The following is a 12,533-nucleotide window of genomic DNA, read 5'->3' on the forward strand; positions in this document are numbered from 1 at the left end:
ACCGGCGACAGGGGTATCTCTACCCCTGCCACCCCTGGGAAGCCCCGAGGCTCCTGGCCCACCCGCTGATTGAGGCCGCCATGGCACGGCAACTGATCAAGCCCCTGGGAACACTCGGCGAAGTGCTCTCCCCGACGTCCTCGGTAAGAACCCTCTATCACCCGCAGCTGCCCCACCAGTTGAAGTTTTCCATCCACGTGCGGCTGACAAACTGTATCCGCAAAAATGCCTGGTACGAACTGGAGAGTGCCGTGTTCCTCTCCGGCATCCTCAAACCACTGCGCCGTGCCACGGCATCCATCCTGCCGAGCTTTCACCTCATGCTCGAGCCGCTGGCGACCACCCTGGATTTCAGCCATTTCGCCAGAGCGGAACAGCTGGCCGGTGCAGAGCAGTGCCGGGAATCTTTCGGCATCCTCTACCGGGAGAACTTCTCGCCGGAGCAGATACAACGCTACTCCCCCACTCTGGCAGCCAGTTTGTTTACCTGGGATGAGCGCGGAGACAGCATCGCCTACCAATACATTCAGTCAAACCGCCTGAAAACGGGGCAATCCTATGGTGGGGAGGCGGAGGAATGGTTCAGCGGTTACCTCGATGCCCTGCTACCTGGCACCCTCTATTACCTGTTCAAGTTGGGCGTGGTTTTTGAACCTCACCTGCAAAACACCCTGATCGGTTTCCGCCGGGGACGCCCCCACTGTGTATGGATACGGGACCTGGAGGGCACCAAACTGCTAGCCGAGCACTGGCCTGAACAACAGCTTTCCCCTCTGTCAGCAAGGGCCAGAAGCTCCCTTTACTACGACCGGTCGCGGGGATGGAAGCGTATTGCCTACTGCCTGTTGGTCAACAACGTCAGTGAGGCCATTTTTCACCTGGCTGGCGGTGACCGCCAGTTGGAGTTGAACCTATGGCGACAGCTAGCCACAGCCATACAGCACTGGCAGTCACACCATGGGATACAGCCTGAACTGCAGGAATTCCTAGCCGGGGAGGGGCTGCCCCACAAAAACAACCTCACCACCCGTCTCCTAAAGCAGCCCGACCGCATGGCGGACTATTCCTTGCTGCCCAACCCCCTCCTGGAGGTGGCAATATGAACAGCGCTGTAAAAGACGCTATCCGCAGCCTTGCCGCCGAAAACGATGCACCCCTCTGTGCCTATCTGTACGATCTGCATGGGCTGGAACAGCACATTCGCACCATGATGGCGGCTCTGCCAGGCAATGTGGAGCTGTTTTACGCCGCCAAGGCCAATCCCGACCCAAGGGTCCTGTCGACACTGAGCTCCTGGGTTGACGGCTTCGAAGCCGCTTCCGGAGGCGAATTGGAATGGCTGTTCAGGCTATATCCGGACAAACCCCTGATTTTCGGGGGGCCGGGCAAGCTGACCAACGAGTTATCAGTGGCGCTGGAAAGGGGCATCGAAGCCATCCACGTTGAGAGCCGGACTGAACTGCAACGGCTCGCCACCCTGACGGAAAGCGGCGACCATTCGGCTCCCATCCTGCTGCGTATGAATATTTCCCTTGAGGGCATCAGCTCATCGAAACTGGCGATGGGAGGCAAAGCCACCCAGTTTGGCCTCGATCCCGGTGAGCTGGGGGAGGCGCTGGCGCTGATTGAACAAACCCCCAGTTTGCATTTGAAGGGCTTTCACTTCCACCTGATGTCCCACCAATGCTCCGCACAGCGCCATCTGGAGCTAATGACACTGTACTTCAGGACATTCAAACAATGGTGCCAAACCTATGGCATCGCTCCGCCACTGTTGAATGTCGGCGGCGGCATGGGGATAGACTACGGCCCCCGGGCCGAACATTTTGATTGGTTGGGGTTCTGCAGGGCTCTTGGGAATCTAATCGATGCCGAGGAGATGGACCAGACTACTGTCCGCTTTGAATGCGGTCGCTTTATTAGCGCCCAGTGTGGTTACTATGTCATGGAGGTATTGGATATAAAGCACAGCCACGGCGAATACTTTGCCATCGGCAAGGGCGGCACTCACCATTTCCGAACGCCTGCCGCCCAGTCCCACAACCACCCTTTTGTGGTGGTCCCGGGGGCGTGTCGCACGGGGGAAATCAGGGACGTGCTGGTTACGCTGGCTGGACAACTCTGCACACCCAAAGATGTCTTGGCCTCGCGACAGCCCGTCGCGTCTCTTGCCATTGGTGACTACTTGGTTTTTCCGCTGGCCGGGGCCTACAGTTGGAATATCTCGCACCAAACATTTTTGATGCACCCACCACCGCAGTTTCACTATCTCTAGCGTTGGTTCACCGGCTGAGAGACGATGATCGCCCCGCGTTAACCGACAAACTCGCCTTTTGCCTGCTTGTCGGCGTGGTAGGAAGAGCGCACCAGCGGCCCGGAAGCCACCTGGCTGAAGCCGATGCTGCGGCCGTATTCGGCGTATTCGGCAAACTCGTCCGGATGCACGAAGCGATCCACCGGCAGGTGATTCCTGGAGGGTTGCAGGTACTGGCCGACGGTGAGCATCTCCACATCGTGGCCGCGCAGGTCATCCAGGGTGCGCAGCATCTCCTCCTTGCTTTCACCCAGCCCCACCATCAGGCCAGACTTGGTGGGCACACCGGGGTTGAGGCGCTTGTATTCCTGCAGCAATTTCAGGGACCACTGGTAGTTGGCGCCGGGACGGGCCTCGCGATAGAGGCGCGGCACGGTTTCCAGGTTGTGGTTGAACACATCCGGCGGTGTCGCGGTGAGGATTTCCAGGGCGGGTTCCATGCGGCCGCGGAAATCCGGCACCAGAATTTCCACCTGTAAATTGGGGCTGAGCAGCCGCGACTCGCGGATGCAGTCGGCAAAATGTTGGGCGCCGCCGTCGCGCAGGTCATCGCGATCCACCGAGGTGATCACCACATAGCGCAACTGCATTTCCTGAATGGCCTGGGCCAGGTGGGCCGGCTCTTCCGCGTCCAGCGGGTTGGGCTTGCCGTGGCCGACGTCGCAGAACGGACAGCGACGGGTGCAGATTTCACCCATGATCATGAAGGTGGCGGTGCCGTGGCTGAAGCACTCGCTCAGGTTGGGGCAGGCGGCCTCTTCGCAGACGGTGGCCAGCTTGTTCTTGCGCAGGATGTTCTTGATTTCCTGCACCCTGGGGGATGACGACACGCGAATGCGCATCCACTCGGGCTTGCGCTGCACTTCCTCGGTGGGAATCACCTTGACCGGTATCCGCTCCACCTTGTCGGCACTGCGCAACTTCTCTCCCTGCTGGATGCGGCGGGTGCGCTGGGGCGGAACTACCTTGGTATCGGTCATAGAAGCTGTTCTCAAACGGAAGTTATCAGGATGTCGCCGCTGGCTGTGACAGCAGCAACGGATGGTCGCCCTCGACAAGGTGGCCATTATACCCCAGCTTGCTGGTCAAAATATCGGCAAGGTATTGCGCTACTTCCTGCAGGCACACCGGTTGTTCCAGCAGGTCGTTCATCTGGGTCATGGGCACCCCCAGGCCGCAGGGATTGATGCGGGACCAGGGGCTGAGATCCATATCCACATTGAAATTGAGGCCGTGGTAACTGCAACCGCGGCGCACCCGCAACCCCAGGGAACCGATCTTGGCACCGTTGTCCACATAGACCCCCGGCGCATCGGAACGGGGGGCGGCGCGGATGCCCCAATGGGCCAGGGTCTCCACCAGCGCTTCCTCGATCAGGGTAACCAGATCCCGCACACCGATACCCAATCGCTTGAGATCGATCAACAGGTAACCGGTGATCTGTCCGGGGCCGTGGTAGGTGACGTGACCGCCGCGATCGCTCTGCACCACCGGGATATCGCCGGGCATCAGGATGTATTCCTGCTTGCCCGCCTGGCCCTGGGTAAACACCGGCTGGTGTTCCAGCAGCCAGATTTCATCCGGCGTCCCGGCATCGCGCGTGGCGGTTATGGCCTTCATCGCCTCGAAAGTGTCGGCATAGGCGCGGCACCCCAGATAGCGAACGATCAATGGCAGTTCAGGTACGGATGACATGGTTTCGGCAACAGGGCGACACCGCAATAACTCAGAGCACCATCTGCACCAGGGGGTTGTCTTTCAGATCGGCGAAAATCGCCATCAGCTGAGGCTCCCCGGTGGCGGTGATGGTCACGGTAATGGACTGAAAACTGCCCTTGCTGCTATCCCTGACGGTAATGGTCGCCCGGTCGAAACCCGGCGCGTGGCGCGCCATTACCTCCAGCACCAGGGCGTGCAGCTCGTCCCCTGCGCGTCCCATCACCTTGATGGGATAGGCGCAGGGAAATTCAATTTTCGGCGCGTCGGGTGCTGTCATCAGGAAAACAGGCCCTTGAAGAACAGGCTAATGGCATCCCACAGGCGCGAGAACATGCCCGCTTCTTCGATGGCGTGATCCGCCACCAGCGACATATCCAGAAGGGGTTCACCTTCAAAACTGACGGTCAGGCGACCCAGTGGCTGACTGTCGCTGAGCGGTGCCTCGATGGCTTCGTCCACCAGAATTTTGGCTTCCAGCTGGTCCTTGGAGCCGCGGGGAATGGTCAGGTAGATATCTTCTGGGGCCACCAGATTGACGCTGTCCTCAACCCCGTACCAGACGCGGGCATTTTCCTGCAGCACATCACCCTTGGCGTAAACCTTGCCGGTTTCATAGTAGCGGAAACCAAACGCCAACAGTTTTTGCGACTCGCGCGCCCGCGCTTCCTCGCTGCTGGTGCCCATCACCACCGCAATCAGCCGCATGCCATTGCGCACCGCCGAGGACACCAGGCAGTAGCCGGCCTCTTCGGTGTGGCCGGTTTTCAAGCCGTCCACCGAACTGTCGCGCCACAACAGGCGATTGCGGTTGGGCTGCTTGATGCCGTTGTATTCGAAATACTTCTCGGCATAAATGTCGTAGTGTTCGGGAAAATCCTGGATCAGCGCGCGGGCCAGCAGCGACAGATCGCGAGCCGTGGTCAGGTGGCCGTCAATCGGCCAGCCGGTGGCATTGTAAAAGGTCGAATTTTCCATGCCCAACAGTTTGGCCTGCTGGTTCATCACATCGGCAAAGGCGCCTTCACTGCCGGCCAGGTACTCGGCGAGCGCGACGGAGGCGTCATTGCCGGACTGGATCACCACACCGCGCAGCAGGTCGATCAACGGCACCTGGGTGCCCTCGCGCACAAACATTTTCGAGCCGCCCATTTCCCAGGCGGTAACGCTGATGGGCACCAGGTCCTGTTCTTTGACCTTGCCGTTGTGCAGCTCGCTGGCAACGATATAACTGGTCATCATCTTGGTGAGGCTGGCGGGGGGCAGTTGCTGGTCGGCATTCTGCTCCACCAGCACCTTGCCGGTATTGGCATCCATCAGAATCCAGGCGGAGGCAGACAGCTCGGGTGGCGCGGGAATCAGCACCCTGGCGTGCGCCACGCCGGTGAAAAGGACCAAAAACAACCCGACAGAAAGTATTTTTCTCAGCATAATCAACAGATTTTCAAGTTTGTAGTGATGAATGGATCAGACAGGCAGGCCCCGATTCTAGCACGGGCACCCACCGCCTTTCAGGTAAAGTTACTCGTAGACCACAAAGGTGCTGATATTCTCCCGCTGCTTGAGCAGGTTGCTCAAATTCAGCAGTTTCACGCTATCACTCACCGGACCGACCAATACCTTGTAAATGGTTTTGGGCTGATCCAGCTGGCGCACCACCACCGGATAATCCGTGAGGCCCTGAACCCGTTGCGACAGGCTGCTGGCCGCCACAGGCGTACTGAATGCGCCCACCTGCAAAAACGTACTTTTTGACAGCAGCGGCTGGTCGTTACCGGCCACCGGCTGAGTTGACGGAAGCACACTGGGCTGCGGGTAAATTTGCGGCTGTTCGACCGAATTGTTCTGGTATTGGCGCGGATCGATGGTCTCGATCGCCACCTGGGCGGTGCCGCGATCCGAGTAGCCCAGCTTCTTGGCGGCCACATAGGACAGGTCGATGATGCGGTCGCCGTGGAAAGGCCCGCGGTCGTTGACGCGAACAATCACACTGCGGCCGTTTTCCAGGTTGGTCACCCGCACATAACAGGGAATCGGCAGGGTTTTATGGGCTGCGGTCATCTCGTACATGCTGTAGGCCTCACCGTTAGAGGTGCTTTGGCCGTGGAATTTATTGCCGTACCAGGACGCCATTCCCCGCTGGCGGAAACCCAGGCTGGTGGGCAACACCTCATAGGTTTTACCGAAGACTTCGTAGGGACTCTTGTTGCCGGCCTTGGTGATGGGCTCCACCTTCGGCACCGCATCGGGGATGTTGGTGACATCCACATCCTTGGGTGGCGGGCCGTCGCCGTAACCATAGCCGCCGCCACCGCTGCTGCTTTTACCACCCGTGCCACCGCAGCCCTGGAACACAGCCGCCACGGCCGCGAGCAGCAGCAGGATAATGAGACGACTAGAGATTGTCTGCACCCACGCGCTCCAGAATCAGTTGGCTCAACTGGTGTACCGCCATGGCGTACATGTTGCTGTGGTTGTAACGGGTAATGACGTAAAAATTGTTGAGTCCCAGCCAGTATTGCATGCCTTCATCGGCCTCCAACTGAACCGGCATCCCCTTGCCATCCATTGGCACAGACTCAAGGGGTGTAAAACCCATGGCAGACAGTTCGGCGACGGTTTTTTCCAGCTTCAGCTGGTTCAGCAGTTGCCGGTCAAAATCGCCGCGGGCTTTGGCAGGGGTCACCACCTGCCCGCCCATCACCCAGCCGTGCTTGGCGAAATAATTGGCCACGCTGCCGATGGCATCGGTACTGTTTTCCCAGATATCGGCAAAGCCGTCGCCGTCAAAATCCACGGCAAAGCTGCGATAACTGCTGGGTATAAACTGACCATAGCCCATCGCCCCGGCGTAGGAACCGGTCAGCGTCAGGGGGTCGTGTCGCTGTTCGCGGGCCAGCAGCAGGAATTCTTCCAGCTGCTTGGTGAAGAAGGTGCTGCGCGGCGGGTAGTCGAAAGACAGGGTGGCCAGTGCATCAATGACCCGAAAACTGCCCTTGATCCGCCCGTAGAAGGTCTCCACGCCGATAATGGCGACGACCACTTCCGGCGCCACCTGAACTTGTTGCGATGCCTGCTTCAACACCTCGCGATTTTGCCGCCAGAAGTCCACACCCTCGTCGATGCGCTTCTCGGTGATAAAAATCTTGCGGTAGTCCTTCCAGGGTTTAACCTTTTCCGCCGGACGCTGCATGGCATCGATAATGGATTGCTTCTTCTCCGCCGCTGCCAGCAGGGCGTCGATCTCGGCGCGCTCAAAACCGTGCTCGGAGACCATCCTGTCGGCAAATACCCTGGCTTCAGGGGAGTTCAGGTACCCCGCATGAAGGGACAACGATATCAACAACCCCACAGCAGTCACTAATATTCTTTTCATAGATTCTGTACTCCGGGCAACTAGCCCTCTAACCCCTTACCTGCCCCAACTAACTCGATCTTTTCCTTTCTGTGCTCACGGACATCAGCATACCAAACCCCAGCATCAGGGTCACAATAGACGTCCCGCCGTAGCTGACCAGTGGCAGGGGCACCCCCACTACCGGCAGAATTCCGGACACCATGCCCATGTTCACAAACACGTAGACAAAGAATGTCAGTGTAATACTCCCCGCCAACAACCGCCCGAACATGCTCTGCGCTCGCAGGGAGATGATGATACAACGACCGATAATCAGCAGATATAGCCCCATCAGCAATGAGACGCCAATCAGGCCAAATTCTTCCGCCAGCACCGCAATACTACAGTCTGTGTGGCTCTCCGGCAGAAAATCCAGCTGCGACTGGGTACCGAGCATCCAGCCTTTGCCGTGGAGCCCGCCGGAGCCGATAGCAATATTGGACTGGATAATGTTCCAGCCCGCCCCCAGCTTGTCGGCCTGGGGATTAAACATGGTGAGAATCCGCTGCTGCTGGTAATCGTGCAGTACGTAAAACCACATCAGCGGCAGGATCGCTGTTGCCGCCAGGGCCGCAAACAGCAGATAGCGTTTGCGCAAGCCCGCCAGGAACAGCACAAAAAACCCGGAGGCTCCGATGAGAATGGCGGTGCCCAAATCCGGTTGCAAAATCACCAGTACCGGCGGAATAGCCATGAAGACCAGTGCAAACAACACATGCTTGAAACGGGGCGGCAGCGAGCGCTGCCCCAGATAACTGGCCAGCATCAAGGGTACTGCGGCCTTGAGGATTTCCGAAGGCTGGAAACGGAAGCCGCCGATTTCCAGCCAGCGCTGGGCACCCTTCGCGCCGATGCCAAACACCAGCACGCCCACCAGCAACAGGACACCACCACAATAGGGCAGAAACGCCCAGCGATCCAGCAGGCGCGGCGGCAACTGTGCCGTGGCCAGCATCACCGAGAAGCCCACCGCGTAATTGATCAGCTGATGGTTGACGTAGTAGAGGCTCTGACCACTGCCGCTGAACAGCACAAACAAGCCCACTCCCGCCAGCACCATCAGCAACAGCAACAGCTGCAGATCCACATGCACCCGCTGCCACTGGCTGGGCGCGCCGTAAATGGCCGAGCTACCCGACTCCATGCGCCGGACGAAATCACCTTGATTCATCAGCGGGCTCCAACGGCGGTGTTTCCGGATAGTATTCCATATAGGCGTCAATCAGTTTGCGAGCCAGCGGCGCCGCGGTGCTGCTGCCGTGTTCACCATTTTCCACAATCACCGACACGGCAATGCGCGGCTGCTCCACCGGGGCAAAGGCGATGAACAGGGCATGGTCGCGGTTGCGCATGGCCACCGTGGCCGCATCGTAATTTTCGTCCTGTTTGATACCGATCACCTGAGCCGTACCGGTCTTGCCGGCAATATGGTAGTTCAACCCTCTGTTGATTACCTTGGCGGTGCCGCGCAGACCGTGTACCACGTCCTGCATGGCCTGGTGGACATAATTCCAGTTGCTGTCGGACACCTTGATGATGCCCGCTGGCGGGGGCACGCCATGCTGCTTGCGCACCAGTTGCGGCGAGCGAATTTCACCCCGGCTGGCCAGCCGCGAAGTTGCCACCGCCAGTTGCATCGGCGTGGTCAGGGTAAAGCCCTGACCGATACTGGTATTGACGGTATCGCCGGGGTACCAGGTCACCCCCTTGGCCGCGCGCTTCCAGGCCCTTGAGGGCATGATTCCGGCCCGCTCGGAAGGCATGTCGAGTCCGGTTTTCTGTCCCAGGCCAAAGCGGGTGCCGTACAGCGACAGTACATCAATGGTCATCTTGACGCCCACATCGTAAAAGAAGGTGTCACAGGACTGGGTGATGGCATCCCGCAAATCCACCCTGCTGCCGTGACCGCCTTTTTTCCAGTCGCGGTATTTGCGCTTCTCATTTTTCAGTTGGTAGAAGCCAGGATCGTAAACGCGGTAGTCCTGACTGATCGTGCCGCTCTGCAGGGCGGCGATAGCGAAGATGGGTTTCACGGTGGAGCCCGGCGGATACTGCCCCTGTAACACCCGGTCAAACAGCGGGCGATCCGGTGAATCGAGCAGCGCGTTGTAGCTGTCTACTCCGATGCCGGTGACAAATTCGTTGGCGTCGAAACTCGGTGTGCTGGCCATCGCCAGAACACCGCCGGTGGCCACCTCAATGGCCACCACGGCGCCGCGCTGACCCGCCAGGCTTTCATAGGCCACCCGTTGCAGGCGGCTGTCGAGGTAGAGATGGAGATCCTGTCCCGGGGAGGGGTCGGTTCGATCCAGCTGGCGCATCACCCGGCCGCGGGCATTGGTTTCCACCGTCTGGTAGCCCACCTCGCCGAGCAGTTGATCCTCGTAGTATTTTTCCAGCCCGGTTTTGCCAACCACCAGGGTGCCACTGTAGCGGATCGAGTCCAGCTCCTGGGTCTCCTGATCGTTGATGCGCCCCACGTAACCCAGCACATGGGCCAGCTCGGGGCCGAAGGGGTAGTAGCGCAGCAGCTGAACAGTCACCTCCACACCGGAGAGGCGGTATTCATTGACCGCCAGAATGCCCTGCTCCCGCTCGTCCAGGTTGAATCGCAACGGCACCGGTTCGTAGGGGCGGCGACGGCGCGCCATCTGCTTGAGGAAGCGCTCCTTTTCCGCTTCGGAAACACCGATCAGCTGATTCAGCTCCGCCAGCAGCGCATCGAGGTCGCCGGCGCGCTCCTTGACGATGGACAGGTTAAAACTGGGGCGGTTATCCGCCAGCAATACGCCGTTGCGGTCGTAAATCAGCCCCCGGGTGGGCGGCAGCGGTTCCACCAGCAGCCGGTTGCGGTCGGACAGGGTCACAAATTCGTCGTGGCGGACCACCTGTAGATAGTAGTAACGCCACAGCAGCACCCCAGCCATGATCAACACCACCAACAGGGTAAAGATCAACCGCCCGGCATAGAGCCGAAACTCCAGCTGGGGATTCTTGATGGCGCGATCTTCGTTCATGGACAGGGATTGTACCCGTAAGCCGGTGCCTCGCGGCAACTGCTATCTGCAGCTGTCAGCGGTGCGTCAAAAAAAAGGTGGCAGGCACAAAAAACGGGGCCAAGGCCCCGTTTTCTGGTGTTGCAGACGGGAGCTTACTGCCCGGAGGGCTGCTCGGCATCCTCAGCCACAACAGCTTGCGCTGCCGGGGCCTCGGCGGCGGTCTCGCCACCTTCGTCTTCGCCGGCTTCCTTCATGGACAGCTTGATGCGGCCGCGAGCGTCCACATCCAGTACCTTGACGCGCACTTGCTGGCCTTCCTTGAGGTAGTCGGAAACATTTTCCACACGCTCTTTGGCGATCTGGGAAATGTGCAACAGACCGTCAGTGCCCGGCATGATGGTAACGAATGCGCCGAAATCGACGATCCGCGCCACGGTGCCTTCGTAGATCCTGCCCACTTCCGCTTCTGCAGTGATTTCCTCAATGCGATAAATGGCATTGCTGAGACCGTCACTGTCATCGCTGTAGATGCGGATGGAACCATCATCGGAGATATCGATGGTGGCACCGGTCTCCTCGGTCAGGGCGCGGATGGTCGCACCGCCCTTGCCGATGACATCGCGGATCTTGTCCGGATCGATCTTCATGACGTGGTAGCGGGGAGCGGACTCGGCCACTTCGGCACGGGACCTGTCGATCACCTTGTTCATTTCACCGAGGATGTGCAGACGCGCCTGCAGGGCCTGGCCCAGGGCGATGTCCATGATTTCTTCGGTGATGCCCTCGATCTTGATGTCCATTTGCAGTGCGGTCACGCCCTGGGCGGTACCGGCCACTTTAAAGTCCATATCGCCGAGGTGATCTTCATCGCCTAGGATATCGGTCAGCACGGCAAAACCGTCGGGCTCTTTTACCAGACCCATGGCAATACCGGCCACCGGCGCTTTCAGCGGCACACCGGCGTCCATCAGTGCCAGGCTGGCACCACAGACGGAGGCCATGGAGCTGGAGCCGTTGGACTCGGTAATTTCCGATACCACGCGGATGGAGTACGGGAAGTCGGCGGTGTTCGGCAGTACAGCGGCAATGCCGCGGCGGGCCAGACGGCCGTGACCGATTTCGCGGCGACCGGTGGCGCCCATGCGACCACACTCGCCCACCGAGTACGGCGGGAAGTTGTAGTGCAGCATAAAGGGGTCTTTCTTCTCGCCTTCCAGGGTGTCGAGCAGCTGCGCGTCACGGGCAGTGCCGAGGGTAGCCACCACCAGGGCCTGGGTTTCGCCACGGGTGAACAGGGCCGAACCGTGGGTCTTGTCGAGAACGCCGACTTCGATGTTCAGACCGCGTACGGTGCGGGTGTCACGGCCGTCGATACGCGGCTTGCCGTTGACGATGTTCTCGCGCACGGTGCGGTATTCGATTTCGCCGAAGGCATCCTTCACTTCACCGGCAGAAGGCTGGCCTTCTTCGCCGGAGAACTTGGCCACCACCTGGTCTTTCAGCTCACCCAGACGGGCGTAGCGATCCTGCTTGATGGTGATGGTGTAGGCCTGGGAAATGGCCTCGCCGAATTCGCTGCGGATGGCGTCCAGCAGGGCGGTGTTGGCCTGCGGCGCAGTCCAGTCCCAACGTGGCTTGCCGGCTTCGGCGGCGAGCTCTTCCACGGCCTTGATCACCGACTGGAATTCGTCATGGGCGAACAGCACGGCACCCAGCATCTGGTCTTCGGTCAGCTCCTTGGCTTCCGACTCAACCATCAGCACGGCGTCCTTGGTGCCGGCCACGTCCATGTCCAGGCTGGAGGCCTTCAGCTGCGCGTAGGTCGGGTTCAGCAGGTAGCCGGATTCCGGGTGGAAGACCACACGGGCGGCGCCGATCGGGCCGTCGAAGGGGATGCCGGAAATGGCCAGGGCGGCCGAGGTGCCGATCATCGCGGCGATATCCGGATCGGTCTTCTTGCTGGTGGAAACCACGGTGCAGATCACCTGCACTTCGTTCTGGAAGCCTTCCGGGAACAGCGGGCGGATCGGGCGGTCGATCAGACGCGAGGTCAGGGTTTCCTTCTCGCTCGGACGGGCTTCACGCTTGAAGAAGCCACCGGGGATCT

The 12,533-nt window shown here is 59.7% G+C and carries 11 protein-coding genes; 2 read left to right on the forward strand and 9 right to left on the reverse strand.

Features of this window, described 5'->3' with window-relative positions:
• Together ABY948_RS06980 and ABY948_RS06985 are read left to right on the forward strand one after the other, a co-directional pair.
• Positions 1-1,103 (forward strand): IucA/IucC family C-terminal-domain containing protein (locus tag ABY948_RS06980; RefSeq protein WP_461481803.1); only part of this gene is annotated, 1,103 nt, incomplete at its 5' end.
• Positions 1,100-2,275 (forward strand): type III PLP-dependent enzyme, encoded by a 1,176-nt coding sequence (locus ABY948_RS06985; protein WP_461481804.1) that lies wholly within the window; start codon positions 1,100-1,102, stop codon positions 2,273-2,275. The genes ABY948_RS06980 and ABY948_RS06985, both read left to right, overlap by 4 nt.
• A gap of 38 nt (positions 2,276-2,313) precedes the next feature.
• On the opposite strand, the gene lipA is transcribed toward ABY948_RS06985, so the two are convergent.
• The 9 genes from lipA to pnp all read right to left on the reverse strand — a co-directional run.
• Entirely contained in the window at positions 2,314-3,294 is a 981-nt protein-coding gene (lipA, locus tag ABY948_RS06990) for a lipoyl synthase (RefSeq protein ID WP_461481805.1), read from the reverse strand.
• A 25-nt stretch (positions 3,295-3,319) separates the two neighbouring features.
• A complete protein-coding gene (gene lipB, locus ABY948_RS06995) occupies positions 3,320-4,009 on the reverse strand; it encodes a lipoyl(octanoyl) transferase LipB (protein WP_461481806.1) in 690 nt (229 codons plus the stop codon).
• Between the two features lie 31 nt (positions 4,010-4,040).
• On the reverse strand, positions 4,041-4,310 hold the full coding sequence (locus tag ABY948_RS07000; protein ID WP_461481807.1) for an HP0495 family protein: 270 nt from the start codon (positions 4,308-4,310) through the stop codon (positions 4,041-4,043).
• Entirely contained in the window at positions 4,310-5,461 is a 1,152-nt protein-coding gene (locus ABY948_RS07005; protein ID WP_461481813.1) for a D-alanyl-D-alanine carboxypeptidase family protein, read from the reverse strand. The genes ABY948_RS07000 and ABY948_RS07005 overlap by 1 nt, the downstream gene beginning before the upstream one ends.
• Positions 5,462-5,551: 90 nt before the next feature.
• Positions 5,552-6,442 (reverse strand): septal ring lytic transglycosylase RlpA family protein, encoded by an 891-nt coding sequence (locus tag ABY948_RS07010; protein WP_461481808.1) that lies wholly within the window; start codon positions 6,440-6,442, stop codon positions 5,552-5,554.
• A complete protein-coding gene (gene mltB / locus ABY948_RS07015; protein ID WP_461481809.1) occupies positions 6,426-7,406 on the reverse strand; it encodes a lytic murein transglycosylase B in 981 nt (326 codons plus the stop codon). The genes ABY948_RS07010 and mltB overlap by 17 nt, the downstream gene beginning before the upstream one ends.
• A 49-nt stretch (positions 7,407-7,455) precedes the next feature.
• The gene (rodA, locus tag ABY948_RS07020) at positions 7,456-8,598 is read right to left on the reverse strand and encodes a rod shape-determining protein RodA (protein ID WP_461481810.1); all 1,143 of its coding nucleotides are present in this window, start codon (positions 8,596-8,598) and stop codon (positions 7,456-7,458) included.
• On the reverse strand, positions 8,585-10,444 hold the full coding sequence (mrdA, locus tag ABY948_RS07025) for a penicillin-binding protein 2 (RefSeq protein ID WP_461481811.1): 1,860 nt from the start codon (positions 10,442-10,444) through the stop codon (positions 8,585-8,587). Before mrdA ends, rodA begins: the two co-directional genes overlap by 14 nt.
• 134 nt (positions 10,445-10,578) lie before the next feature.
• Positions 10,579-12,533, reverse strand: a 1,955-nt coding sequence (pnp, locus tag ABY948_RS07030) for a polyribonucleotide nucleotidyltransferase (protein ID WP_461481812.1), incomplete at its 5' end; no start/stop codon positions are given.

Origin of the sequence: Porticoccus sp., assembly GCF_041592135.1 — a bacterium.
Classification (GTDB): domain Bacteria; phylum Pseudomonadota; class Gammaproteobacteria; order Pseudomonadales; family Porticoccaceae; genus Porticoccus.

What these genes read in the sequence shown, in the direction of transcription:
- ABY948_RS06985 (WP_461481804.1), top strand. Translation starts at nt 1,100, where the DNA reads ATGAACAGCGCTGTAAAAGACGCTATCCGCAGCCTTGCCGCCGAAAAC.
- lipA (WP_461481805.1), bottom strand. Translation starts at nt 3,294, where the DNA reads ATGACCGATACCAAGGTAGTTCCGCCCCAGCGCACCCGCCGCATCCAG.
- lipB (WP_461481806.1), bottom strand. Translation starts at nt 4,009, where the DNA reads ATGTCATCCGTACCTGAACTGCCATTGATCGTTCGCTATCTGGGGTGC.
- ABY948_RS07000 (WP_461481807.1), bottom strand. Translation starts at nt 4,310, where the DNA reads ATGACAGCACCCGACGCGCCGAAAATTGAATTTCCCTGCGCCTATCCC.
- ABY948_RS07005 (WP_461481813.1), bottom strand. Translation starts at nt 5,461, where the DNA reads ATGCTGAGAAAAATACTTTCTGTCGGGTTGTTTTTGGTCCTTTTCACC.
- mltB (WP_461481809.1), bottom strand. Translation starts at nt 7,406, where the DNA reads ATGAAAAGAATATTAGTGACTGCTGTGGGGTTGTTGATATCGTTGTCC.
- rodA (WP_461481810.1), bottom strand. Translation starts at nt 8,598, where the DNA reads ATGAATCAAGGTGATTTCGTCCGGCGCATGGAGTCGGGTAGCTCGGCC.
- mrdA (WP_461481811.1), bottom strand. Translation starts at nt 10,444, where the DNA reads ATGAACGAAGATCGCGCCATCAAGAATCCCCAGCTGGAGTTTCGGCTC.